The sequence below is a fragment of the Streptomyces sp. N35 genome, assembly GCF_016464295.1.
Lineage (GTDB): Bacteria > Actinomycetota > Actinomycetes > Streptomycetales > Streptomycetaceae > Streptomyces.
In genome coordinates this window covers 1-24,603 of sequence record NZ_JAEIMH010000061.1, presented here as the reverse complement: position 1 = coordinate 24,603, position 24,603 = coordinate 1, and the positions used below count along the sequence as shown (strand labels likewise).

22 protein-coding genes and 1 pseudogene are annotated in these 24,603 nt (G+C 72.1%); 10 read left to right on the top strand and 13 right to left on the bottom strand.

What is annotated here, in order from left to right:
• The first annotated feature begins 373 nt into the window (after positions 1–373).
• Positions 374–1,003 carry a DUF1707 domain-containing protein gene (locus JAO81_RS28785; protein WP_199550878.1) on the top strand — a complete coding sequence of 210 codons (630 nt, stop codon included), beginning with the start codon at positions 374–376 and terminating at the stop codon, positions 1,001–1,003.
• 55 nt (positions 1,004–1,058) lie between these two features.
• Here the strand turns inward: JAO81_RS28785 and JAO81_RS28780 are convergent, their stop codons facing one another.
• A complete protein-coding gene (locus JAO81_RS28780; protein ID WP_199550877.1) occupies positions 1,059–1,553 on the bottom strand; it encodes a hemerythrin domain-containing protein in 495 nt (164 codons plus the stop codon).
• A 114-nt stretch (positions 1,554–1,667) separates the two neighbouring features.
• Between JAO81_RS28780 and JAO81_RS42825 the strand changes: the two genes are divergently transcribed.
• Positions 1,668–4,970 (top strand): AAA family ATPase, encoded by a 3,303-nt coding sequence (locus JAO81_RS42825; RefSeq protein WP_233416056.1) that lies wholly within the window; start codon positions 1,668–1,670, stop codon positions 4,968–4,970.
• Between the two features lie 145 nt (positions 4,971–5,115).
• Here the strand turns inward: JAO81_RS42825 and JAO81_RS28770 are convergent, their stop codons facing one another.
• The 4 genes from JAO81_RS28770 to JAO81_RS28755 form a co-directional block, all read right to left on the bottom strand.
• Positions 5,116–5,556 (bottom strand): peptidoglycan-binding domain-containing protein, encoded by a 441-nt coding sequence (locus JAO81_RS28770; protein WP_199550876.1) that lies wholly within the window; start codon positions 5,554–5,556, stop codon positions 5,116–5,118.
• A gap of 213 nt (positions 5,557–5,769) precedes the next feature.
• Entirely contained in the window at positions 5,770–6,621 is an 852-nt protein-coding gene (locus JAO81_RS28765; RefSeq protein WP_199550875.1) for an ABC transporter permease, read from the bottom strand.
• Positions 6,618–7,643: an ATP-binding cassette domain-containing protein gene (locus JAO81_RS28760; protein ID WP_199550874.1), complete on the bottom strand. Its 1,026-nt coding sequence runs from the start codon at positions 7,641–7,643 to the stop codon at positions 6,618–6,620. The genes JAO81_RS28765 and JAO81_RS28760 overlap by 4 nt, the downstream gene beginning before the upstream one ends.
• Positions 7,644–7,696: 53 nt before the next feature.
• Positions 7,697–8,272, bottom strand: coding sequence for an NADPH-dependent FMN reductase (locus tag JAO81_RS28755; RefSeq protein WP_199550873.1), 576 nt, complete (start codon positions 8,270–8,272; stop codon positions 7,697–7,699).
• Positions 8,273–8,499: 227 nt separating this feature from the next.
• Between JAO81_RS28755 and JAO81_RS28750 the strand changes: the two genes are divergently transcribed.
• The gene (locus JAO81_RS28750; RefSeq protein ID WP_199550872.1) at positions 8,500–9,039 is read left to right on the top strand and encodes an SH3 domain-containing protein; all 540 of its coding nucleotides are present in this window, start codon (positions 8,500–8,502) and stop codon (positions 9,037–9,039) included.
• 42 nt (positions 9,040–9,081) lie between these two features.
• Positions 9,082–9,477 (top strand): hypothetical protein, encoded by a 396-nt coding sequence (locus JAO81_RS28745; RefSeq protein ID WP_233416055.1) that lies wholly within the window; start codon positions 9,082–9,084, stop codon positions 9,475–9,477.
• Positions 9,478–9,487: 10 nt separating this feature from the next.
• Here the strand turns inward: JAO81_RS28745 and JAO81_RS28740 are convergent, their stop codons facing one another.
• The 3 genes and pseudogenes from JAO81_RS28740 to JAO81_RS28730 all read right to left on the bottom strand — a co-directional run.
• Complete coding sequence (locus tag JAO81_RS28740; RefSeq protein ID WP_199550871.1) at positions 9,488–9,982, bottom strand: RidA family protein; 495 nt, start codon at positions 9,980–9,982, stop codon at positions 9,488–9,490.
• On the bottom strand, positions 9,979–11,145 hold the full coding sequence (locus tag JAO81_RS28735) for an MFS transporter (RefSeq protein ID WP_199550870.1): 1,167 nt from the start codon (positions 11,143–11,145) through the stop codon (positions 9,979–9,981). The genes JAO81_RS28740 and JAO81_RS28735 overlap by 4 nt, the downstream gene beginning before the upstream one ends.
• Before the next feature lie 64 nt (positions 11,146–11,209).
• Positions 11,210–11,665: pseudogene (locus JAO81_RS28730) on the bottom strand (Rrf2 family transcriptional regulator); the annotation flags it as partial.
• A gap of 141 nt (positions 11,666–11,806) precedes the next feature.
• On the opposite strand from JAO81_RS28730, the gene JAO81_RS28725 reads away from it, so the two are divergent.
• The 3 genes from JAO81_RS28725 to JAO81_RS28715 all read left to right on the top strand — a co-directional run bounded on the left by JAO81_RS28725 (position 11,807) and on the right by JAO81_RS28715 (position 14,640).
• Positions 11,807–12,631: a hypothetical protein gene (locus JAO81_RS28725; protein WP_199550869.1), complete on the top strand. Its 825-nt coding sequence runs from the start codon at positions 11,807–11,809 to the stop codon at positions 12,629–12,631.
• 160 nt (positions 12,632–12,791) lie between these two features.
• Positions 12,792–13,766, top strand: a complete 975-nt coding sequence (locus tag JAO81_RS28720; protein ID WP_199550868.1) for a LuxR C-terminal-related transcriptional regulator — start codon at positions 12,792–12,794, stop codon at positions 13,764–13,766.
• 88 nt (positions 13,767–13,854) lie between these two features.
• Positions 13,855–14,640 (top strand): alpha/beta fold hydrolase, encoded by a 786-nt coding sequence (locus tag JAO81_RS28715; RefSeq protein ID WP_199550867.1) that lies wholly within the window; start codon positions 13,855–13,857, stop codon positions 14,638–14,640.
• 38 nt (positions 14,641–14,678) lie between these two features.
• Here JAO81_RS28715 and JAO81_RS28710 read toward each other — a convergent pair whose 3' ends face one another.
• From JAO81_RS28710 to JAO81_RS28695, 4 genes are all read right to left on the bottom strand, one after another.
• Positions 14,679–15,221, bottom strand: a complete 543-nt coding sequence (locus JAO81_RS28710) for a GNAT family N-acetyltransferase (RefSeq protein WP_199550866.1) — start codon at positions 15,219–15,221, stop codon at positions 14,679–14,681.
• Positions 15,222–15,295: 74 nt separating this feature from the next.
• Positions 15,296–17,290: an FUSC family protein gene (locus tag JAO81_RS28705; RefSeq protein WP_199550865.1), complete on the bottom strand. Its 1,995-nt coding sequence runs from the start codon at positions 17,288–17,290 to the stop codon at positions 15,296–15,298.
• 241 nt (positions 17,291–17,531) lie between these two features.
• Positions 17,532–18,542 (bottom strand): endonuclease/exonuclease/phosphatase family protein, encoded by a 1,011-nt coding sequence (locus tag JAO81_RS28700; RefSeq protein ID WP_199550864.1) that lies wholly within the window; start codon positions 18,540–18,542, stop codon positions 17,532–17,534.
• A 91-nt stretch (positions 18,543–18,633) separates the two neighbouring features.
• Positions 18,634–19,137, bottom strand: a complete 504-nt coding sequence (locus JAO81_RS28695) for a hypothetical protein (RefSeq protein ID WP_374194362.1) — start codon at positions 19,135–19,137, stop codon at positions 18,634–18,636.
• A gap of 224 nt (positions 19,138–19,361) precedes the next feature.
• Here JAO81_RS28695 and JAO81_RS28690 point away from each other — a divergent pair, with 224 nt between their 5' ends.
• The 3 genes from JAO81_RS28690 to JAO81_RS28680 all read left to right on the top strand — a co-directional run bounded on the left by JAO81_RS28690 (position 19,362) and on the right by JAO81_RS28680 (position 22,614).
• Positions 19,362–20,054, top strand: coding sequence for a hypothetical protein (locus JAO81_RS28690; protein WP_199550863.1), 693 nt, complete (start codon positions 19,362–19,364; stop codon positions 20,052–20,054).
• Positions 20,055–20,106: 52 nt separating this feature from the next.
• Entirely contained in the window at positions 20,107–21,318 is a 1,212-nt protein-coding gene (locus JAO81_RS28685; protein ID WP_199550862.1) for a HAMP domain-containing sensor histidine kinase, read from the top strand.
• A 156-nt stretch (positions 21,319–21,474) separates the two neighbouring features.
• A complete protein-coding gene (locus JAO81_RS28680; protein ID WP_199550861.1) occupies positions 21,475–22,614 on the top strand; it encodes a hypothetical protein in 1,140 nt (379 codons plus the stop codon).
• A gap of 137 nt (positions 22,615–22,751) precedes the next feature.
• Here the strand turns inward: JAO81_RS28680 and JAO81_RS28675 are convergent.
• Positions 22,752–24,603 (bottom strand): PhoX family phosphatase (locus tag JAO81_RS28675; RefSeq protein ID WP_199550860.1); only part of this gene is annotated, 1,852 nt, incomplete at its 5' end.

Genomic DNA, 24,603 nt, shown 5'->3' with positions numbered 1-24,603 from the left:
CCCCTTCACCCGCAGCAAAGGCGGCCTCGCCATGCCCATCGACCCCCATCGCGCCCTCTCGGCCTACCTCCGCGCCCAGTCGTACACCGTTCCCCCGCAGCGTCCCCGCCGTCCGGCCCCGGAGATCCGGGAGGACTATCCGGGCGCGGCGCCCGCAGCGCCTCCGCCCACCGCGGACCGGACGGAGCCGGCTCCGGTCCGCCGGGCCCCTGCCCCTGCCCCTGCCCCTGCCCCCACGCTGCCGCCCGCCCGTAATCCGGGCCTCGTCGTGCGCGTCCTGAGGCTGTGGCGAAGAGGGCTAGCTCCGCGGTGAGCCCGGGCTCCCCCGTATCCACCCCTGGTCCCGCCGCCGCGCCTGGGTAGGCTCGCAGGCATGTCGGGAGAGATGTCACCCACGGGGAAGCACACCGGCCCACCGCCCGAGGTGCGGGCCTCTCACGCGGACCGGGACCGGGTGGTGGATGTGCTGCGCATCGCCGCGGGCGACGGGCTGCTGACCTCGGACGAGCTGGACGAGCGCCTCGAAGCCGCCCTGTCCGCGCGCACCCTGGGCGAACTGGCCCCGCTCACCGCGGACTTGCCCGCACAGACCGGTGAGCGCGGGCCCGAAGCCAAGGACCTGGTGCGGATCGAGCAGATCCACAGCTCACCGATCGAGCGCGTGGGGCGCTGGGTCGTACCGCGCAGGATGGAGCTCGCGGTGATGTACTGCAAGGTCACGCTGGACTTCACCGACGCCGTGATCACCCACGACACCCTGAGCATCGATCTGGCCGGCGCGGGCAAGACCCTCACCCTCATCACCAGGCCGGGCGTGGTGGTCGACACCGACGGTCTGCAGCTGGTGCACTGCAAGCTCAAGCACCGTACGGATCCGGCGGATCCCGATACGCCGGTCGTCCTGCGGGTGGAACTGGCCGGCCAGAAGGCACACGGCCGCATCGTGGTGCGGCCGGCCCGCCGCACGTTCGGCCAGTGGCTGCTGCGCAGGCCCGCCACCTGAACAGCACGTGCGCCCGCTCTGTACGAGGAGTTGAAGGCCCCGCAGGCCCAACGCCTCAGGGCTTCGGCTCCCCGGGTGCCGGGCGCCCGGGATGCGTCTCTCCGGGATGCGCGTCCTGCCAAGCCGCCATCGACCGGTTCCAGTCCTCCCCCGAAAGCGCCGTGAGCGACGCCGGGAACAGGCCGTCCTCCTCCTTGGCGATGTGCTGGTGCAGTTCGTCGATCGCCTCGCGCAGCGTGCGCACATCGGCCGCGTCGGTCAGATCGAGCGACGGCAGCAGGGCGGCGAGCTCGCGGTGCTCCCGTACGAGGTCGTCGATGTAGTCCGCGTACTCGGGGTCGTCCCGCATCACCGCGAACAGCCCGTTCTCCTCACCCGCCCAGTGCGCGGCGAGCTCGCGCGCCATCACGGCGACCAGCTCGCGTGCCCGCTCCACGTCCCCCGCGTCCAGCGCGCGGGCCGCGTCGCCCGCCGCGTCCGTGACGCGCTCGTGCTCGGCGATGAACTCCTTGATCAGCGGGATGTCCCGGCATCCGCAGTAGTGGCACATGGTCACTGTGTACGCGGTGGAGGGCCCCGGAGCCGTCAGCGACAGGCGGTCCCCTCAAGGGTCCGGGTGGAAACGACAGGCCGGTTGTCAGTGGGTCGGCCTATCGTTCCAGGCATGACCCCCGCACTGATCGGGCGCGAGCACCCCGCACGCGTGCTGCGTACGGAGATCACGCGGACCGCCGAGAGCCATGGCGGTCTGCTCCTCGTCACGGGCGAACCCGGGATCGGCAAGACCACCCTCGTCACCGAGGCCGCGCAGGAGGCGCGCGAGCTCGGTGCCCTCGTGCTCACCGGAGCCTGCTGGGATTCGGGGAGCGCCCCGGGCTACTGGCCGTGGGTGCAGATCGTGCGCGCGCTGCGCCGCTGGGCCACGCCCGAGGAGGTCGCCCGGGCCGAGGAGGCCGCGGGCGGCGGGCTCGGGGTGCTGCTCGGCGAGGTGCGGGCGCGGGCCGGGGCGGGCCCTGGCGCGGGGGACGATCCGGACGCGTTCGCGCTGCACGACGCCGTGACCAGTGCGCTGGTCGCCGTATCGCAGGAGCGGCCCGTGCTGCTCGTGCTCGACGATCTGCACTGGGCCGATCCGGCCACCCTCAAGCTGCTCGAATTCGCCGCGGGGCACGCCTGGTTCGAGCGTCTGGTCCTGGTGGGTACCTACCGGGACGCCGAGGTGGAGACGGCCGGGCATCCGCTGCGGGAGCTGATGCTGCCGCTGGTCGCGAAGGCCACCACGGTCACCCTCACCGGGTTCGACCGGGCCGAGACCCGCGCGCTGATGACGCGTACCGCCGGACGCGAGCCGTCGGACGAACTGGTCACGGAGGTGCACCGGCGCACGGGCGGCAATCCGTTCTTCGTCGAGCAGACCGCGCGGCTGTGGGCGAGCGGCGCGTCCGTGGACGCCATCGCGCCCGGGGTGCGCGAGATGGTGCGACGGCGGCTCGGGCTGCTGCCGGACGCGGTGTCCGCGCTGCTCTCCACGGGCGCCGTGCTCGGGCGCGAGTTCCACCGGCAGGTGCTCGCGGCCGTGGCAGGGGCGCCGGCCGCGCATGTGGACCGGCTGCTCGACCAGGCGGTGACCGCACGGCTCGTCACCTCGCACGGCGGCGGACGCTTCGGGTTCGTGCACGATCTCGTCCGGGAGACGCTCCACGACGCCCTGGACGAGGGCGAGTTGAGGCAGCGGCATGCCGCGTTCGTACGGGCCTGGGAGCAGGTGCCCGCGGTCGCGGCGCAGGTGCTGCCGGGCGAGCTGGCCCAGCACGCGTATGCGGCGGGCGATGCCGTGCCCGCGCAGACGGTGGTGCGGCTGCTGCGGGATGCCGCACAGGACGCGGGGTCGCGGCTGGCCACCGAGGAAGGCCTGGGGCATCTGCGGCGGGCCGTCGAGCGCGCCGCGGAGGTGCCGGAGCCGGGGCTGCAGGTGATCACCCGGCTCGCGCTCGCCGACTCGCTGCGGCACGGCGCGGCGCCGCATGAGGCACGCCGTGAGTTCGAGGCGGCCGTGGACGAGGCCCGCGCGCTCGGCTCGGCGGAGCTGATGGCGCGGGTCGCGCTGTCGCTGCACGGGCACTTCCATCCGCTGCCGCCGCTGCGGCAGGGCACCGCCGAGGAGCTCCTTCGCGAGGCGCACTCCGCGCTCGGCGGCCGGCGTTCCGCCGAGCTCACGGCGGAGGAGCTCGCCCAGGAGCTGAGCATCCGCACCGCGGTGCTCGCGCGGCGGCACGGGGACGACGACGCGCTCGGCTTCAGCCTGTGGGCCCGCCATCACGCCATCTGGGGACCGGGCACCGCTGCCGAACGGGTCGCGCTGGTCGAGGAGTTGACCGCGCTGACCCGGCGGATGGGCGATGTGGAGGGCGAGCACTTCGCCCGCGCGCTGACCTGGGTGGGCCTTGTCGAGCTCGCCGATCCCCGCTATCTCACCGAGTTCCAGACGTATGTCTCCATGGCCGAGCAGGCGGATCTGCCGCGGCTCGACATCGGTGCCGCCGTCGACCAGGCGATCATCACGGCGCTCGCCGGGCGGTTCGCCGAGTCCGAGGCACACACCACGGAGGCGGCCGGGCTCGCGGAGCGCGACCGGCACGGCGGCGACTACATGATCCCGCTCCTCGACCACCACCGCTGGGCCCTCGCCATGCTGCAGGGCCGCCATGACGTGGCGCCGAAGCCGCTGCCGTGGATCGAGCGGATCGTCGCGGGGATCACGGCGGTGGAGCGGTCGGAGATGCGCGGGGGCGGGGCCGGGGCGGCTGACGGGCCCGGCGCCATGGGTGGGCCCGGTGCCTGGGATGGCCCCGGCGCCGTGGGTGGGCCCGGTACCGGGAACGGCCCTGGCACCACGGGTGGGCCCGAACTTCCCTCCGCCGGCCCCGGATTCGACCCCGAGCTGGCCGCGGCCATCGCCCTCACCCGCGACCTGCTCGACCGCGGCGCCGAGAGCGACCAGGGCTTTCTGCCGCTGCGGCTGCGCCTCCAGGCCCAGGCCGCCGCGGCCTCCGGCGAACCCGGACTGTGCGCACGCGCCCGCGAGGCGCTTCTCCCGTACGCCGACCATTGGCTGGTGTCGATGTTCGGCTGGGACACCAGCGGCCCCGCGATCCACTGGATCGCCCTGTGCGACCAGGCGCTCGGCCATCTCGAGGAGGCCGCCGAAGGCTCCACGGCGGCCGCCCGCTCGGCGGAGCTGCTGCAGTCGAGGCCCTGGGCGCTCGAGGCGAACTCCCGGCTCGCGCAGGTCATGGCGGCGCGCGGACTGCCGGCCGCGCCGGCGCTCGCGGAGCGGGTGAGCCAGGAGGCGGACGAGATCGGGATGCTTCAAGTGACCGCACGCGTCCGCCCGTTGCTGGCCGACCGGCATGAACCGGCTCCCGCCGCCTACGCGTTCCGTTTCGACGGAGCCGTCTGGCAGCTCACCTACGAGGGCCGGACCGTGGCGATGCCGGACGCCAAGGGCCTGCGCGATCTGCGGCTGCTGCTCAGCCGCCCGGGCGCGGACGTCCCCGCGGTCCATCTGCTCGCCCCCGAAGGCGGCGCCGAGGTGGTCGCGGCCGGGTCGATGGGCGGGGACGCGGTCCTCGACGACGAGGCCAAGCGCCGCTACAAGCGGCATCTGGCCCGCCTGGACGAGGAGATCGACCGCGCGCCGACGCCGGAGCGCGCGCAGAAGCTCGTCAGCGAACGGGCCGCGCTGCTCGACGAGTTGCGGCGGGCCGCGGGCCTCGGCGGCCGCACCCGCCGCCTCGGCGACGAGGCGGAACGGGCACGCAAGGCGGTGACGGCCCGCATCCGCGACACCTTGCGCCGCCTCGACGACCGCCATCCGGCCCTGGCGGCGCATTTGCGGGGTGCGGTGAGCACCGGCTCCACCTGCGCCTACCGCCCACCGAACCCGGCGCCGAGCTGGCGGCTGTAGGCCGGCACCTCCTCCCCCTGCCCGTTCCTTCCCGCTGTATCGAGCCCCGGACCTGCCTGCGGTAACCGCAATCGGGATCATGATCCAAGGGAGTCCGAGGTTCGCAGCGATCAGGATGCAGAGCTGGTCGGGCCCATGGGGTACTTCACCAAGCCCGAATGCAGGTGCCGGTCCAGGTCTCACCCTTGATGTTCCGCTTGGGCCACTTGAGGCTGCGCCGGGTGTCGAAGCCGTAGAGACCGTCGTCTTCGATCTTCTCGACTCGTTGGGCCGCCTCGAGCGCCAACTTCGTATTCCTGCCGAAGTTGCCGTCAACCACGATGTGCTGTCCGTAGCAGAGGACCAGTGTGTTCTGGAGCCTCGCGACGGCCGACCCGCTGTTGCCGGAAGCCAGGTTGCATATGGTGGTGTCCCCTCGCGCGGGGAGCCAGGTGAAGAAGCTGCTGCTGAACTTCCAGGCGTAGGATCCGGTGCAGGTGGATGCCGCGTGAGCAGGCCCTGCCGTGGCCACCACCCCCATTCCGGAGGCCGCAATCACACCGGCGATGAGTCCTGACGTGGTGCGTGCGGTGCGGCTCTTCATCATCGTCCCTATCCCTTGCACTTCGGTAGCTGAACGGTGGTGGTCCTGTTCCAGGGGGCACGTGCTGATCGGACTCAACACTAGGGATCCGGCCTCGCAACAATCTTGCACAGACCTTGAATTGGCAGGTGACGCGCACCCGGGGTTGGCCCGCAGCGCACATGCAAGAGCCCCGGAGCCGACGTGCGCTCCGGGGCCCCGACAAGTCGGGCGCGCCTACTTCTTCGAGTACAGCCGCATCGTGATCGGCCCGAACACGAGCAGCAGCAGACCGGCCCAGCCCAGCGTCCACGCCAGGTCGGCCGCCGGCCAGTTGCCGTCCATCAACTCGCGTACGGACGTGGCCAGATGCGTGATCGGGCTGTTGTTGACGAAGGCCTGCAGCCAGCCCGGCATCGTCACCGGGTCGACGAAGATATTGCTGAGGAAGGTCAGCGGGAACAGGAACATCATGCTGACGCCCATCACCGACTTCTCACTGCGCAGCATCAGACCGAACATCGTCCAGATCCACGAGAACGCGAACGAGAAGACGATCAGCAGCGCGATCCCGGCCACGACACCGACGACACCGCCGTGCGGACGGAAGCCCATGATCAGGCCGACGACCAGCATCACCAGGGACGCGATCGTGTAGCGCAGGGCGTCGCCGAGCAGGTAGCCGACCATCGGCGCGGGCCGCCAGATCGGCAGCGTACGGAAGCGGTCGAAGACGCCCTTCTCGATGTCCGTGTTGACCGCGACACCCGTGTACATCGTGATCATCACGACACTCATCACCATGATGCCGGGCAGCAGTTGCTGGATGTACGCGCTCGGCGAGCCCGCGATCGCACCGCCGAAGAGGTACGTGTACATCACGACCATCATGATCGGGAACGCGGTCACGTCGAAGAGCTGCTCGGGCACATGCTTGATCTTCAGGATCGCCCGCCACCCGAACGACAGGGAGGCGGACCACGCACTGGGCCGTGGCGGCCGCTCCTTGGCGATGAGCAACTCGGCGAGGGTCTCGGTGGAGACCGGGGCGAGTTCGGCCGATTCGGTGGTGGTGGTCGCGGTGCTCATGCTGCTGCCTCCTCGGCGAGCGCCGACTCCTGGCCGGTCGCGGGCTTCTTGTCGGTGAGGGCGAGGAAGACCTCGTCCAGGCTCGGCTGCCCGAGCGAGAAGTTGTCGACGGTGATGCCGGCGCGGGCCAGTTCGGCCAGGGCGCGCGAGGCCTGTTCGGCCGCGGCCTCACCGTTTCCTGCGCCGCCCACGCGCGCGGTCAGCGCCACCGGGTCGGGCTCCAGGGTCACGGCCGCGTCCAGCGTCAGCTTGAGCAGCTGCTCGGCGTCCGGGCGCTGGTGCGCGTCCCGCAGCCGTACGTGCACGGAGCCCGCGCCGACCGATGCCTTGAGCTCGCCCTTGGTGCCCTCCGCGATCACCTTGCCCTTGTCGATCACGGCGATACGGGACGCCAGCTGGTCGGCCTCGTCCAGGTACTGGGTGGTCAGCAGGACCGTCGTGCCCTGCGAGACGACCGCGCGGACGATGTCCCAGACCTGGTTGCGGCTGCGCGGGTCGAGACCGGTGGTGGGCTCGTCCAGGAAGAGCAGGTCGGGGGTGTTGAGGATGGACGCGGCGATATCGATACGGCGCCGCATACCGCCCGAGTAGTTCTTCACCTGGCGCCCCGCGGCCTCGGTCAGACCGAAGGCTTCGAGCAGCTGCGCGCTGCGTTCGTACGAGGCCTTCTTGTTGTGGCCGAGCAGGCGGGCGAGCAGCACCAGGTTCTCGGTGCCGGTCAGGTCCTCGTCCACCGACGCGTACTGGCCGGTCAGGCTGACCCGGCTGCGGACGGCGTCCGCTTCCCGTACGACATCGTGGCCGAACACATGCGCCTCGCCGCCGTCCGGACGCAGCAGGGTCGCGAGCATCTTGACGGCCGTGGTCTTGCCGGCGCCGTTGGGGCCGAGGACGCCGTAGACGGTGCCGGCCGGGACGGCGAGGTCGACGCCGTCGACGGCCCGGTTCTCACCGAAGGTCTTCACCAAGCCCGCGGTCTCGATCGCCAGGCCTCCTGACGATGCCGCTGTGTTCTTGCTCATCTTCCGTTCCTTCCACGGGAGTTGATCGGGTGTCGCTGTGTCCTTGTGCGCTGTCAGGAGGTGTACGGGCGCCGGGCCCGGGCTTCCCTGAGGGCGAGCCCCCACCACACGAGCTGGTCGAGCAGGGCGGTGACGGATCGGTCGTCCCGGTCGTCGGAAGGCCCCGGGCTTTCCCCGACGAGATGCAGACCGACCGAGTCGCGCAAACTCATCGCATGCAGCTCGGTGAACACGCACCGCAAGTGCTCGACCGCGTACAGTCCCCGGCTGTCGAAGCCGTAGGCGACATAGCCGACGGGCTTGGCGTGCCACTCGTCGTAGGCGTAGTCGATGGCCTGCTTGAGCGAGGCCGGGAAGCTGCGGTTGTACTCGGGCGTGACGATCACGAAGCCGTCGGCGCGGGCGATGCGTGACGTGAAGCGGGCCATCGCGTCCGTCGGGGTGGCCGGATAGCTGGCCGGGAAGTCCGGGTAGTCGGCCAGGTCGATCACGTCGAGCGCCAGGTCGTCGCGCTTGGCGGCCCGCTCGGTGAACCAGCGCGCCACGTCGGCGCCGATCCGGCCCTCGCGGGTGGACCCGACGATCACGGCAACGTCGAGGGGGCGCCCGGATCCTTCACGGTCCTGCATCGTGCCGCCTCCTCGTGCTCGTATTCGCTCTCGACCAGTAGGCCGCGTATTCGCTCTCGACCAATAGGCGCCAGACCGGCGCGCGCAGGTCGCCAGATGGGATCTAGCGCAGCCGGCGGACGGCCTGGCAGGCCCGTGACCTGGGGTTCGGGTGGCAGATCCGCCGAATGGGGGATTTCCTTGAGGAGGGGATCCCGGAGTCCCGGAGGGGATGAAGGAGGGCGAACATGCGCACGTCCCCGGCCCTGCGAACCCTGGCCGTCGCGGTTCTCGCGGCAGCGGCTCTGACCGTCCCGGCCGTCGGCCCGGTGAACGCCACCACGAACCCCGCCGCCGCTCCCGCGACCACGGCTCCCCTGAGCACGATTCGCCTGACCACGACTGCCCTGACCGCGGCCCCGCAGTGGGAGAACGGTCCGATCTGGGGCACGGTGGTCTCCGGCGGCAGCCTGAATCTGCGGGCCGAGCCCAACACCTGGTCCGCGGTGGTCGGCCGGCTCGCCAACGGCGCGAGCGACCGCATCCAGTGCGGGGTCTACGGCCAGAACGTGAACGGCAACTCGTCGTGGTTCTGGCTGACCGGCGAGCGCGCCTGGGCCAGCGGCGCGTACATCTCGACGAGCCGGGGCGTCCCCGACTGCGGCAACTGGCGCCCCTCCGCCAACAATTCGGGCAACCAGCAGCACCACCGGCACGACCACAACAACCCGTGCTGGAAGGACGATCCGTGCAATGCCTGCCGCCAGGAGTGGCGCCACCACCGCTGACCCGGCACACCACCGACCTCGGCACACGAAGGGACAAGTCCCATGGCTCATGCTGCACCCCGGCCCACCGGCACCCGTCTCGGCTCCGGTGAACTCGGCGGCTGGGCCGTCAAGCTCACCCCGGCCCTCGCCCTCGTCTACGGCTACTGGGCCGCGGCGATCCAGCGCTCGGGCGGACCCATCACGGCGGGCAACGTCTGGCTCGGCATCATCGCCACCGTCGCCTTCGCCGTGGTCCTCCTCGCCGTGATCAAGCTGGCCCCGAGGCTGCCGCGCGAGGCCCGCGCCCTCGCCTGGGGCGCCTTCGCGGGCATCGCGTTCGGCTACCTCTACAGCCTCACCGGCGAGAGCGTGCTGCGGTCCGCCGGCAACGCGGGCTTGTTCGGAGCGGCCGTGGCATGCGCCGCGTTCTACCGCTTCTACACCAGCGAGGACTGAGCACGGCGGGCTACGCCTGGTCGCGTACCGCCACCGCGTCGATCTCGAACAGCATGTCCGGCAGGGCGAGCGCCGCCACCCCGATCAAGGTCTGGGCGGGCAGGCGCTCGCCCCATGCCGCGCGCAGGTGCTTCAGCAGGACGTGCAGCTTCTCCTGGTCGTGGTCGACGATGTACGTGCCGATGCGGACGACGTCCGCGAAGTCGAGCCCCGCGGCCCCAAGTGCCGTACGGAGGTTGGCCATCGACCGGGCGACCTGCGCGTCGAACTCGTCCGAGACGACCGCGCCGGTCTCGTCGGAGGCGTACTGACCGGCGATGAAGACCTGCCGGCCGGCCGCGGCGGCCACGTGGGTGTACCCGTAACCGGTCGGGTCGTGCAGGGCCGACGGGTTGAGCAGGGTGCGGCGGTCGGCGCGGGCCTCGGTGCGGTGGTCCGTGCGGGCCTCGGTGCTGCGGTCGGCGCGGGCCTCGGTGCTGCGGTCCGTGCGGTGGTCGTGCGTCATGAGCGGGTTTCCTTCCGGTGGGCCACCAGTGCGGCGGCGAGAACGAGTGCGGCCGCGGCGGCGGGCGCCGCGGTCACGGGCAGGGAGTCGACCAGGCGGCCGCCGAGCAGCGCGCCGAGGGCGATGGAGAGGCAGAAGACGGCGACGTTGAGCGAGGTCGCGCCCTCGATGTCGTCGGGTGCGGCGGTCAGGAACCAGGTCTGCAGGGCCACGGACACCCCGCCGTACGCCAGTCCCCACGCGAGCAGCAGCAGAGCGCCGGTCAGGCTTGTGCCCGGCAGCAGGGCGAGTGCGGTCAGGGCGGTGGTGAGCGCCGCCGAGATGAACAGGATGCGCCGCGGACCCAGCGCCCCCGCGAGGAAGTTGCCGGCGAGGCCGAGCACTCCGTACCCGAGCAGCAGCCAGCCGACGGCTGCGCCGGAGATGCCGTACCGCTCGGCCAGGACCGGGCGTACGAAGGTGTACGCGAGGAAGTGGCCGGTGACGAGCAGGGCGGTGAGCGTCAGTCCGGTACAGACGCGGGGGTTGCGCCGCAGCAGTGCGGTCAAGTCGCCGGCGGTCAGACCCCGCCCGGGCGGCAGCGGGGGCAGCAGCAGGAGCAGCGCCGCCAGGACCAGCAGCGAGAGCCCGGCCACGGCGGCGAACGGGAGCCGCCAGCCGCCGAGTTCACCGGCGAGGGTGCCGGCGGGCACCCCGAGCACGGAGGCCGCGGCGACACCCCCGAAGATCACGGCGGTGGCCCGCCCCACCTGATGCGCGGGCACCAGGCGCGGTGCGAGGCCGCCCGCGAAGGCCCAGAAACCGCCGATGCCGACACCGAGCAGCACCCGCGCCCCGAGCACGTAGGCGAAGTCCCCGGCCAGCGCGGAGACCACGTGCGCCACGGTGACCAGGGCCATGAGGGCGGCGAGGACGAGCCGGCGGTCCAGCCGTCCGGACACCACGGTCAGCAGCGGCGCACAGACCGCGGCGACCAGGCCGGGCACGGTGACCAGGAGTCCCGTCGTACCGTCCGAGACCTCGAGCGAGCCGCCGATCGGGGTGAGCAGACCGACCGGCAGCAGCTCGGCGGTGATCACCGTGAAGATGCCGAGGGCGACCGCGGCCACCGCGAGCCATCCCCGTACGTCCGCGGCCTTCTCTCTCACCTGGATATTCGACATCCAGAATTACCCCCTTGGTGAGCCCCCATCGCAGGGGGCGAGTCCCCCAGCTGTCCCCGACCCGGCGCCGCAGCGCCCCCCGCGCCGCCGGCGCCCGCCGCTGGGCCCGCTCGCGTACGTCGGCGAGCGTGCACGCGGCGAGTTCCTTGCGCCAGGCCAGCTCGGCCCTGGCCATCGACTCGGCGAAGGCGCACGGCAGTTCATGTCCGGTGTGCGGCGTCTCGCCGGGTCCTTGCTGACGGATCTCCGCGCAGCGGAAGGCCTCGTCCGGCCCCTCGATCGCCACGACCACGTCCATCAGCGTGATCCGCTCCAGCGGGCGCGCGAGGCGGAAGCCGCCCTTCGGGCCGGGCGTGGACGTGACGATCCCGGCCCGGGCGAGGGCCTGGAGCTGCTTGTTGAGGTACGCGGTGGGCAGCGCGTGGTACGCCGCGAGCCGCGCGGCCGTGACCGCACGGCCCTCGCCGATCCAGTCGAGGTTGAGGCAGCTGTGCAGCGCCCACTCCACGCCCTCGTTCATCTTCATAATCTGGATGTTAGATGTCCAGGATTAACGGTGCAAGCGGATAGGGGCGCGGGCGTAGCCCACCCGTACCACCCCCGCTCGCGCCCCGTACCCGGCTCACCGAGCGTGGGAGGCGTGCACAGGACCCGGGGTCTCATGGCAGCGCTGCTGCTCGTGCTCGCCTGTGTCCTGACGCCGCTCGGCGCGCTCTCCACCTGGGCGAAGTACCAGATCGGCGACACCGAGAACTACGTGGCCGCGATGGCCCCGCTCGCCAAGGACCCGGACGTGCAGGAGGCGGTCGCGGACGCCGTGGCCGGTGAGATCGGCAAGCACATCGACGCCGGGCCGCTGCAGGGGACGCTGACCGCCTTCGTGCACGAGGCGGTGGAGTCCTTCACCGGCACCGAGGCGTACCGGACCGCCTGGAACGCGGCGATCCGGGCCGCGCACGAGGCGGTGCAGCAGGCCCTGAAGTCCGGGGACGACGGCAGTGTCGTGATCGACCTCGCGCCGATCACGCAGGAGGTCAAGGACCAGCTGGTGGCCGACGGGGTGCCGTTCGCGCGGCGGATCCCGGTGCAGCACACCGAGGTCGAGGTCATGAAGTCGAAGGATCTCGTGCAGCTCAGGAAAGGGCTCCACATGTTGCAGGTCGCGGGGATCTGGCTGCCCGTCGCCGCCGTGCTCTGCGCGGTCGCGGGCATCGCTGTGGCGGTACGCAGGCGCAAGGCCGTGATCGCCACGGCCCTCGGGATGGCGCTGGCCTCCGCGCTGCTCGGGCTCGGACTGTGGATCTCGCGGCGTCTGACGCTCTCGGACCTGCCGCCGGACGTGTCCAAGGGGGCGGCGGGCGCGGTCTTCGACGCCCTCACGTCGAGCCTGCGGACGGCGGTGTGGGTGATCGCCGCGGTGGGGCTCGTGGTGGCCCTCGCCGTGTATCTCAGCCGCCGCGTTCCGGGGCTGCGGCGACGCGCCTGAGCGGCCCCGCACGAAGCCCCCACAGACTCCGTGCGGCGCTCGGCCCGGTGGCCCCGGGCCGACCGGGCCATGTACACGTCCTACGTCTCGTCTAGTGGTCCGGACAACGATTCGGGCTGGCCCATTGCGGTCCCTGGCACACACAGGCCACCATCCCCGCATGCCCCACGAGTCACTCGACACCGCCCGCCGGCAGCTGACCGCGGCCGGAGTCGACCCCTTCGACGAGCGCGTCTACCGCGAGATGCTGGTCCGCCACACCGCCGCGCCCGCCGAACTCGCCGCGCCCCTCGACTGCTCCACGGACCGCGCCGCCCGTTCGCTGGACCGGCTGCGCGAACTCGGCCTGGTGGGGCGGCTTTCGGGCGCGCGCCGCCGGTATGCCGCGATCGAGCCGGTTGCCGCGATCGAGGCACTTGTCCGCTCCCGTACCGCCGAACTCGACACGGTCCGGGAAGCGGCGGGCGAATTGTCCCGGCTCTTCGACGCGGCCCAGTCCGGCGGGACGGAGGAGGTCGAAGTCGTCGTCGGGAGCGAGGCGTTGGGGCGCTGGTTCGTGCGGCTCCAGCAGGAGGCGCGCGAGGAGGTCATCACCCTCGACCGGCCCCCGTACGCCCTGACGACGTCCAACCCCGTGGAGGCGACGGCCCTGACACGGGGTGTCCGCTATCGGGCGGTCTACGCACCGGAAGCCCTGGAGTGGCCCGGAGTCCTCGGCGACATCCGTGAGTTGATCTCGCGCGGCGAGGAGGCCCGCGTCCTGCCGGGCCTGCGCGTGAAGCTGGCGATCGCCGACCGGCGCCTGGCCCTGCTGCCCCTCTCCCTGGACTTCACGGGAGAGGTGCGCGCCGCGGTGCTGCGGCCCTCGGCGCTCCTGGACGGTCTGGTGGACTACTGGGAGCTGTGCTGGCGTACGGCGACTCCCCTGGACGCCCCCGCCGATGACCCCCTCGCGGAGGACGACCGCCGGATGCTGACGCTGCTCGTCGCCGGTCTGAAGGACGAGGCGATCGCGCGCCAGCTGGGCTGGTCGGTACGCACGATGCGCCGCCGCATCAGCGCGCTCAACGACAAGCTGGGCGCGGCGAACCGTTTCCAGGCCGGGGTGATCGCAACCCGTCGGGGCTGGATATGAGGCGTGGGGCCGGACGGCAGAAGAGGCGTGGGGCCGGACAGCAGATAAGGCATGGGACCGGACGGCGTCCTCACCTAGCCTCGTCCCCATGGCGAACGCAGAGCTCGACGGCGCACGGATCGGCTACGACGACGAGGGCAACGGTCCCGCCCTCGTCCTGGTGCACGGTCACCCCTTCGACCGCTCGATGTGGGCACCCCAAGTGGCGGAGTTCCGCAGGGACTTCCGTGTCATCACCGCCGACCTGCGCGGCTACGGCGCGTCGACGGTCGTCCCCGGCAGGACCACCCTCGATGTCTTCGCCGCCGACGTACGCGCCCTCGTCGACCACCTCGGCATCGGCCGGTTCGTCCTCGGCGGGCTCTCCATGGGCGGCCAGATCGTCATGGACTGCTACCGGCAGTTCGGCCCGCGGATCCGGGGCCTGATCCTCGCCGACACCTTTCCCGAGGCGGAGACCGAGGAGGGCAGGGCGCACCGCAGGGAGATGGCCGACCGTCTCGTACGGGAGGGCATGAAGCCGTACGCGGAGGAGGTCCTGTACAAGATGGTCGCGCCGCACGCGGACCCGTCCGTCGCCGAGCACGTCCTGCGGATGATGACGGCGACGCCCCCGGAGGGCGCGGCGGCGGCGCTGCGCGGACGGGCCGAACGCCCGGACTACCAGGACCTGTTGACCCGGGTCACCTGCCCCGCCCTGGTCGTGGTCGGCCGGGACGACGCGTACACCCCGGTCGCGGACGCGCAGGCGATGCACGCGGCGCTCCCGCACTCGACGCTGTGCGTGGTGGAGGGCGCGGCCCATATGCCGAACCTGGAGCGGCCCGAGGAGTTCAACTCGGCTCTGCGGGCGTTCCTTTCACGGCTGACCTAGGGATCACGGCTGACCTATGGTCACGGCTGACCTGGGGATCACGGGCGAGACGGACCCCGGACGCCGAACCACTGCTCGGCGCCGTACTCCTCGAACCGCGCCACCTCGGTGAACCCCAGCTTCCGCGCCAGCCGCAGGGAACGGTCGTTGGCGGTCTGCGTGCAGAGCACGACGGGCTCACCCGGCAGCACCCCGGCGCACCAGCCGAGTGCGGCCGCACAGGCCTCGGCCGCGTACCCGTGTCCCCAGGCCGCCGGCAGGAACAGGTAGCCGAGCTCGGCCTCCTGGGCGCCGGGCCGCACATGCCCGGGACGCTCCGCTTCGCGCCGGTCGAGGACGACCGACCCGATCATGGACCCGTCGAGCTCGACCACGAAGACGCCGGGGCGCCGCCCGGGCGTCTGCGGGATCGCCCGCAGAAGCTCCGCGCGCGGCCGGGGCCCACCGAGGTAGGCGTGCACCTCGGCCGAGGTGTACAGGTCGACGAATGCCGTACGGTCCCGTGCCTCGGACTCACGCAGCACGAGCCGTTCGGTCCTGATCGGGGCGGGGGGCCAGGGCACGGGTCCGAGTTCAGCCATGCCCCGGGGCCAAGACCCCGGCCCGGGCCGTCCTGCCGGCCGCCCGGGTCGGGCCACCTCGTCGGCCGCCCGGGTCAGGCCGTCTTGTCGGCCGTCTGAGGTGAGGCGATCGCGCGGGTCGCCTGGATCTCGCGGCGGAGAGGAGCCAGGACGCTGTCCTCGTCACCCTCCGGGAGCGGGACGCAGACGGCCTCCAGGGTGTCGGTGTCCCGCAGGCCCTCGGCCAACTCCTCCAGGTGGCGGCAGAGTTCGGCCGATTCCTCGGGCGCGGGGCGGGGTGCGCCGTGCCGGATCCGTACGCGTGCGGCGGTGGTCGCGTCGACCACCCGCTCGACCGCGACGACGAGCGGCCACCATGCGGCGGCCCGGGGCCCGGTGGGCGGCGGTTCGGTGAGGGCGCGCTGGAACTCCGAGCGTACGGAGGACAGATCCCGGTACAGCCGGCGCCGCATCCGTGCGCGGGCCGCGGGGTCCGGGACACCGGGGGTGGCGGGGTCGAGAAAGGCCGTCTCGACATAGCGGGCGGTGTCGGCGACGGCGTCCGCGAGCCGGTCGCCGATCCGGGTCGACCAGCTCTCCGGCCACAGCAGATAGCCGGCGACGAGCGCGATCCCGCACCCGATCAGACTGTCGTAGAGCCGGGGCATGACCAGGCCGAACCCCTGCTGGTTCATGGTGTCGGACAGCAGCAGGATGACGGGCGTGATGGCGGCGGTCTGGTACCCGTATCCGCGCGGGGTCAGGGCCGGGATGAGCGGGGCGAGGACGAGCAGCACCGGCACGTCCCACCAGCCGCGCGGCACCTCGGCGAGGACCGCGGCGGCGACCACGAGCCCGGCGGCGGTGCCGACCGCACGCATCACCGCCCGCGAGAACACCGACCCGAAGTCCGGCTTCATCACGAAGGTGATGGTGAGCGCGACCCAGTACGAGCGCTCGAACTCGACCAGCGAGACGAGCGCCTGCGCGATGCCGATGCACAGCGCGAGGCGCACTCCGTAGCGCCAGGACTCGGCGGAGACGAAGACGTTCCGCGCGGCGCGGCGGGCGCGCTGGGTGAGGGCGGCCGGGGTGCCGAGACGGTCGTCGACATTGTGCGGGTCCTCGCCGGCGATCACGTCGGCCGCATGCCGTACGGCGTGCTCGACGGCGCGCCCCGCGGTGGACTCGGCCTCCGGCAGCTCGAGTTCGACCCGCTCGGGGTCCCCGCCCTGTACGCCGTCGGCGAGGCGGCGCACCGTGTCGGCCACCTCGGGCGGAAGCGGGCGGCCGCTCAAGTGGGCGGCGGGGGCGGCCTCGACGATCAGGGTGAGGGCGTTGAGCTGTGTGACGAGCCGGACCAGGTCCTGGTTGCGGCCGTGGTCGCGGGTGCGGCGGGCGAGCACGAGGTCGTAACTCTGGTTGAGCGACTGCGTGACGGCCTGCCGCGCGTCCTCGTACGCGCCCGCGTCCCCGCCCGCCGCCTCGAGCAGCGCGGCGGCCTGCCGGTAGGCCCCGGCGACCTCGGTCCGCTCGGCCTTCCCCTGCCGCAGCGGCCACGCGAGCAGCGCGAGCAGGAGGACGAGCAGTCCGCCGCCGGTCATGAGCAGCGGCGCGAGCCACCACTCGCCCGGCATGGGCAGGCCCGCCCCGATGATCGAATTGAGCAGCAGAAGCAGCCCCGATACGGAGGCCACGGCGCCGATCGTCGAGATCATCCCCGAGACGAGCGCGATCAGCGTGAGCACCCCGACGGCCAGCCAGCCCTGCCCGTAGACGAGCGTGCCGAGCAACACCCCTACGGCGCCGAAGAGTTGGGGGATCGCGATGTTGATGACCCGCATCCGGTACGCGGACGCAGTGTCACCGATGACCCCGGACAGCGCCCCCATGGAGGCCAGCGCCCCGTACGCGACGTGATCGGTGGCCAGACCGATCACGAGGGGCAACGTCATCGCGACGGCGGCCCGGAACACGGCGGGCCAGGGAATGGGCGCGGGACTGGGCCTGAGCGTCCCCAACGTCCTGACGAGCCACTCGGGTGGGGTGAAGGCGGGGGCGGCTTCGCGGGAGTGGGACGGTTGGGGCATACGGCCATTATGTGCGGGAGCGGCGGAGGGCCGGGGTGCGGGAGGGGCCGAGGGGCGGGGTGCGGGAGTGGTCGAGGGCCGGGGGTCCAGGGGGCGGGTAGGGGAAATCAGCCCGCCGCAGGCGCCCCCCAGCCGCGCCCGGCAACGCAGCCGCTCCCGGTCCCACCCGCACCCCCACCCGCACCCGCACCCGCACCCGACAGCCACCCGCACCCGCACCCGCACGCCCCATACAGCCCTCTCACCCCCCGACCAGCGAAAGCTCCACCACCAACGCCCGGTGATCCGTCCCCGCCAGCTCAAGGAACCGCGCCGAGCGCGGGACGAAGGCGGGCGACGCCAGGACGTGGTCGATCTGGGTGCCGAGGGGCGCCGAAACCGACGTCGGCCAGGACGGCGTACGCGCACGGCCCGTGACCGCCGCCGCATCCCGCAGCCCCGCGTCCAGGAGCGCACGGAACGCGGCGTGGTCCTGGGACGCGTTGAAGTCCCCGGCCACCACGAGCGGGGCCGAGGACCGGTGCCGTACGACCCAGTCCCGCATCGCCCCCAGCTCCCGCCGCCACACCCCCACACCGCCCGGCACGGGAGGCACCGGATGCGCGAGCTGCAACCGCACCTTGCGCCCGGCGATCGTCGCCAGCGCCCCCGGCATCTCCAGACGCGAGGCGATCCCCGCCTCCCGCACCAGCGGATACCGGCTGAGAATCGCCGACCCGTGCGAGCCCGGCGAGGGCACGGCGGACTCGTACGGATAAGCGAGCCCCGTCCGCAGCGCCCCCAGACAGCCCGCATCGCATTCCTGCACGAAGACGAGATCCGGCCGCTCCCGCCGTACCGCCTCGATCAGCTCCGAAGTCGCCTTGCCGAACAGCACGTTGGAGGTGAGGACGGTGATCCGGGCCGCCTCACGGCCCCCACCCGCACGCGCCGAAGGCGCCGACGAACCGGCCGGATCGTACGGCTGCAGGAACCAGGCCGTGACCACGAGCACCGCCGCCGCCCACACCGCCCCGGCCCGCCAGCGCGCCAGCGCCGCGGCGCCGAGGGCCAGCGCGCCGGGCACGAGGAGCCACGGCAGGAACGCGAGCAGCTGCGGTACGGGAGTCGTCGCGTCGACGTCGAGCGCACGGCAGCCGACGATCACCGTCAGGCCGGCGAGGACGAGCCCCGCGCCCCAGGCCGCGACCCGCCGCCGAAGGGGCGGCCGGTCGGGCAGTGGCTCGGCGCGTGGCGCCGCTTGCGCGTCCAACTCCCGCCCCTTTCGGCCGCGTTGTCCTCTTCAGTATGAAGACGCGAGCGGCCCGGGGACCGTTGCGGGCCCTCCGCTCACGAACCCGCTCTCACGCGGACGAGGACGAATCCGTGGCCAGCGCCCAGATCACGAACACACCCATCGCGATGGCGATCACGGACCAGACGGGCGCGTACGGCAGGAAGAGGAAGTACTCGACGATGTACAGCGCCGCCAGGCCGATGCCCGCACCGCGCGCCCAGTCCTGCCCCTTGATGATGCCGAACCCGGCGACCGCGATGACGATGCCGAGCAGCAGGTGGATCCAGCCCCACGTGGTGAGGTCGAAGGAGAAGACGTAGTCGCCGATCCGGGTGTAGACGTCGTCATCGGCGATGGCCGCGATGCCCTGCAGCGCGCCGACGATGCCGGCGACACCCATCAGGACCCCGGCGAACATCGTGCCGCCCGCGGCCCAGAGGGAACGGGAACCGGGGTCCTTGCCGCCGGCGGGCGCGGCGGACGGCCCCGTGGAGGCGGAGGCCCACCCCGGGTGGGTGTCGGAGGGGCCGGGTCCCGTGGGACCGCCCTGGGGTTCGGTGGGCTGGGTCATGGCTCTCTCCTTGCGCCGCACGCCTCGCGCACCGCCCACGCCGCTCGCGAACGGTGCATTTCGGGCACCTCTCCCGTCAGCATCACCCCGGATCCCCCGGCCCGCACCCGTACCCGCACCGGATCCCCCCGGCCCGCACCCGTACTCGCACCCCGCCCCGCACCACGCACCCGTACGGGCGCCACCACCGGGTCCCGCGCCCGTCCATTGCCGAGGATGGGCCCATGAGCCCCCTCGGCAAGGTCACCCGCATCCTGGCGCTCGGCGCCTTGCTGCTGACCGCGGCGTGCACCGACGCCGAGGGGCTGCACTCCGAGGAGAGCGCCGCACCCGCCACCACCCCGCTCGCCCTGTGGGAGAGCACCCACCCCAGCCCGCCCACGCCGGGCCAGAGCGCGGGCCAGCCGACGCGAGTACCGGGCGTGCCCAAGATCCCCTCGGGGGACATGGGCAAGGCCGTACCCCTGGACGTGGTCAAGGCCGATATCGCCGAGGACGCCCGCAAGGACCGCGGGACCGCGCGGCTCGTCCACCCGGTCGCCGCCAAGAAGATGGCCGACTGCTCCGGCGCCGCCTGTCCCGTACGCGCCCCTGTCCTGCACGACCTCACCGGCGACGGGAAGAACGAGCTGATCACAGCAGTGGACATCGACGGCCGGATGAGTGAGCTGCGGGTCTACACCGTCGAGGACCAGCAGGTGAAACGGGTGCTCTCCCGGCGCGCGGTCCTGGAGGGCGTGGAGGTCGCGGCCGGGCATCTGGCGGTCCGCGAGCCGACCACCAACCCCACCTATGTCTCCGTATCGGACTATGTCTGGGACCCGGACCGCCGCGGGATGTTCCTGCAGCAGCTGAGCCTGGACACCTGCCGGGCGCCCGAGCGCCAGGGCAAGCCGTGCCCGACGGAGGGCACATGACCGGCCCCCGGGGACCGCGCCCGGCCGCTGCCCGCACGGCGGGCGGCCGCTGATGGGGCTTCGCTGGCGGATCGCCCTCACGATCACCGCGGTGAGCTGCACCGTCGCGGCGGTGCTCGGCGTCCTCGTGCACAACGTGGTCACCCGCCAGGTCGTCGGCGAGGTCCGCAAGGAGGTCCGCGACGAACTGGACTACGCACTCAGCGCGTACGAGTACGGCACGACCATGCCCGAACACGCCGGCATCGACCCGCCCGGCCTCCCGCGGCGCCTGCACGAACTGGCCGCCGACGGCCGGCGCGGCACGATGGTGGGCGAGCGCGCGGGCGAACCGGTGATGTGGAGCGCCGCGCCCGCGGACGGGAAGGCGCTGGCGGTGTGGCAGCCGTTCGGGGCGACCCGTTCCCGCCTGGACACCATCGACACCGCGATCCTCGGCTCGGCGCTGCTTGCCGCCGGCACCGTCACGCTCGCCGGGCTCTTCCTCGCCGCCCGGATCAGCCGCCGCCTCAGCGCCACGGCCGCGGTCGCGCGGCGGATCACGGACGGCGACCTGGACGCGCGGGTGGGGATGAGCGCGGGGAGCGGCAGGGGCCATGACGAGGTGCGGGATGTGGCGGCCGCCCTGGACAGCATGGCCGAGTCGCTGCAGCGCCGGCTCGAATCGGAGAAGCGCTTCACGGCCGATGTGGCCCATGAGCTGCGCACTCCGCTGACGGGCATGGTGGCGGCGGCCGGGCTGCTGCCCGAGGGCCGCCCCAAGGAGATGATCAACGACCGGCTGGGGGCCCTGCGCGGACTGACCGAGGACCTCCTGGAGATCTCGCGCCTGGACGCCGGGGCGGAACAGGCCGAGCTCTGCGAACACCGCCTCGGCGCGCTGGTCGAGCACGCCGTCCGCGGCACCGGTCTGGAGGCCGAGATCGAGGTCGTACGGGATGTGACGGTGCAGACGGACCGGCGCCGCCTCGACCGCATCCTGAGCAATCTGATCGTCAACTCCCACAAGCACGGCCGGCCGCCGGTCACCCTCACCGTGGACGGTCCGGTGATCGAGGTACGGGACCAAGGGGACGGCTATCCACGGGAGTTGGTGGAACAGGGACCCCAGCGCTTCCGTACCGGCGATCCCGGGCGCGGCAGGGGGCACGGTCTCGGCCTGACGATCGTGATGGGGCAGGCCGGGGTGCTCGGGATCGAGGTCGAGTTCGGTACGGCACCGGGCGGGGGCGCACGGACCGTACTGCGACTTCCGGGGCATTAGCGCAGGTCAGAGGGCCTTCATGGAGATGTGTCCTGGTTTGGCGTAAACCGTTACATTGCTTACGCATTACCCAAACATGACCTCCGTAGCTTCATATCTGTCGCCACCGCAAAGGGGCACAGACCGGGACACCACAGCTACGAGAGAGTCACCACTATGCGCGCCACCCGCCGTACCGTCCGTACCGCCGCCATCGCCACCGGCGTCATCGCCGCCCTCGCCGTTCCGACCTCGGCCGCCTTCGCCGACTCGCCGACCGCGCCGGGCACCGGCCAGGAGCAGGTCCTGCCGGGGAACGAGACGAAGCCCGGCAACGAGACGAAGCCGACGGACGAGACCAAGCCGCCGACCGACGAGACCAAGCCGGAGACGCCCAAGCCGGGCGGTGACGAGTGGAAGTCCCTCGGCAAGAAGCAGCTGGCGGGCGGCTTCTCGGCCGACGTACGCGTCAAGGTTTCGGCGAACTCCGCCTCGGCCGCGATCTACAAGGGCGGCGCCCAGGTCGGCACCCTCGACGCTTCCGGCAGCACCGCGTCCCAGGTCATCGACGGGTACACCATCAGCCTGACCCCGGCCGGCCAGGCCTCGGCCAAGAAGAACGGCGGGGACGAGACCCCCAAGCCGGGGAGCTGGGTGTCCAAGCCCAAGCAGCAGCTCGGTGACGGCTACTCCGCGATCGTCTCGGTGAACGCCTCCGCGCGCATGGCCAAGGCCGACATCTACCAGGGCAGCGGCGGCGTGGTCCGCGCGCTGTCCGCCTCGGACGGCAAGCCCGCCACGTACAAGACCGGCACCGGTGTCATCACGCTGAACCCGGACGGTTCGATCTCGTACAAGAAGGGTGAGAACCCCAAGCCGAAGCCGGACACCCGCACCTTCGTGCGCGAGTACAAGAACCTCGGCGGCTCCGGCTTCGACGCCAAGGTCTACAAGACCAAGGCGGGTTACGAGGCCGACATGATCGGCAAGGCCACGGACTCCGACAAGAAGATCGTCTGGGACACCCTCAAGCAGTCCGGCAACAAGGCCGCGTACGGCCGGCACAACGGCGCCCACTTCGTGCTCAACCCCGACGGCACCATGAAGGGCTGGACCGAGGGCAAGTCCAACGGCGGCGACAAGAAGGACCAGAAGAAGAACAACGTCGTGCCCAAGGGCGGCGTCAAGGCCGGTGCCGAGGGCGCCGCGTCCGGCGAGGACACCGCGCTGCTCGCCGCCGGTGGCGGCATGGCGGCGGCCGGTGCCGCGGGTCTGGGCTTCGCGTTGCTGCGCCGTCGCGGCGGCCAGGAGAGCTGAGCTCCCGTACGACAGGAGAGCCGACGCTCCCGTACGGCAGGAGAGCCGGCACTCCCGTAAAGGCCGAGAACGGGGCACCCCTGGCAGGAGGGGTGCCCCGTTCCCGTATGCCCAAGTGGGCCGCGTACGAAGGGGACTCAGACCCCGATGTCGCTGCCGTCCTTGCGCCACACGGCCACGACCGACGGCCGGACGTACTTGCCCGGTCCGTCGGGCCAGGCGGAGAGCGGGTTGTCGACCGTCGCGCCGTCGAGCTCGCCCGGGTGCTGGACCGCGACGAGCACCCGGCGGTCCTGGACCAGCGGGCCGCAGGTCTCCGCGCCCTTCGGGACGGTCAGGAACTGCTTGAGCTCACCGCGCCGCTCCCCGGCCGTCGCGACACCGAACAGGCCGTCGTGGGAGCCGAGTTGGGCACCGTCGGTGGAGATCCACAGGTTTCCGTGGTCGTCGAAGGCCACGTTGTCCGGGCAGGAGATCGGGGAGACCTTGTCCTTGGGGAAGCCCGCGAAGTACGTCGCCGGATCGTTCGGGTCGCCCGCCACCAGGAACAGCGACCAGGCGAACTTCGTCTGCGTCGGGTCGTTCCAGCGCTCGGTGAGCTCGAGGACCTGGCCGTGCTTGTTGAGGTTGCGCGGGTTGGCCTCGTCCGCGCCCGCCTTGCCGGCCTTGCCCCGGTCGGTGTTGTTGGTGAGCGCGATGTAGACCTTGCCGGTACGCGGCGAGGGCTCGACGTCCTCGGGACGGTCCATCTTGGTGGCGCCCGCCTTGTCACCGGCCAGGCGCGTGAAGACGAAGACCTCTTCGGCGCTCATGCCCTCGACATGGCTGACGGCACCCTTCGCGGTGGCCGTGGCCAGCGGAATCCACTCGCCGCTGCCGTCGAACTCACCGTCCGACGGCAGCTTCCCGGTGCCGTCGATCTCGATCGCCGGGGAGTCGCCGGTGAGCTTCGCGACGTAGAGCGTGCCCTCGTCGAGCAGCGTCATGTTGTACGCGCGGTCGGAGCGGGAGTTGCCGCGCCGCATCCGCTTCGAGGAGACGAACTTGTAGAAGTAGTCGAAACGCTCGTCGTCACCGCTGTAGACCACGGGACGGCCGTCACGCGTGAGCCGCACGGTCGCGCCCTCGTGCTTGAAGCGGCCGATCGCGGTGTGCTTGACGGGGGTCGAGTCCGGGTCGTACGGGTCGAGTTCGACGATGTAGCCGAAACGGTGCACCTCGTTGGGCTCCTGGGCGACGTCGAAGCGCTTGTCGAAACGCTCCCACTTGCGCTCGGAGGCCGTCGTGCCGATGCCGTAGCGCTTGTCGGTCGCGCGCGAGGAGTTGGCGAAGTACTGGTTGAAGTTCTCCTCGCCGTGCAGCGTCGTACCCCAGGGGGTCTGACCGCCCGCGCAGTTGTTGAGCGTGCCGAGCACCTTGCGGCCGGTCGGGTCCGCCGAGGTCTTGAGCAGATCGCTGCCGGCCGCCGGGCCCTGCACGCGGAACTCCGTCGTGGCGGTGATCCGGCGGTTGAGGTGATGCCGCGGAACGTACGTCAGCTTGCCGGTCCTGCGGTCCTCCTCGACCACGACGACCCCGAGACCGTGCGCGGCCCAGGCGATCTCCACCTGCTCGCGGGTCGGGTTCGCCGCGTCGTAGTCGCGGAACATCAGGACCTCGTCGGTGTACTCGTGGTTCGCGACGAGGATCTGGCGGCCGCGGCCGTACGGCAGCAGGGCGAGGTAGTCGTTGTTGTAACCGAACTGCCCGGCCTGGGCCTTGGCGCTCTGGTGCTCCGGGTCGAAGTCGGGGGCGCCGCGCAGGATGGGGTCGCCCCACTTGATGACGATGTTCTGGGCGTAGCCCTCAGGGATCGTGACCTGGTCGGCGGTGTTGGGCGCCACGGGCGTGAAGCGCAGGCCGCGGGCGGCCTTGTCGCGGCCGTGGCCCCGGCCGGCCGTGGCCGTCTCCGCGCCGGCGGCCGTGGCCCGCGGGGCCTGGCCGACGACC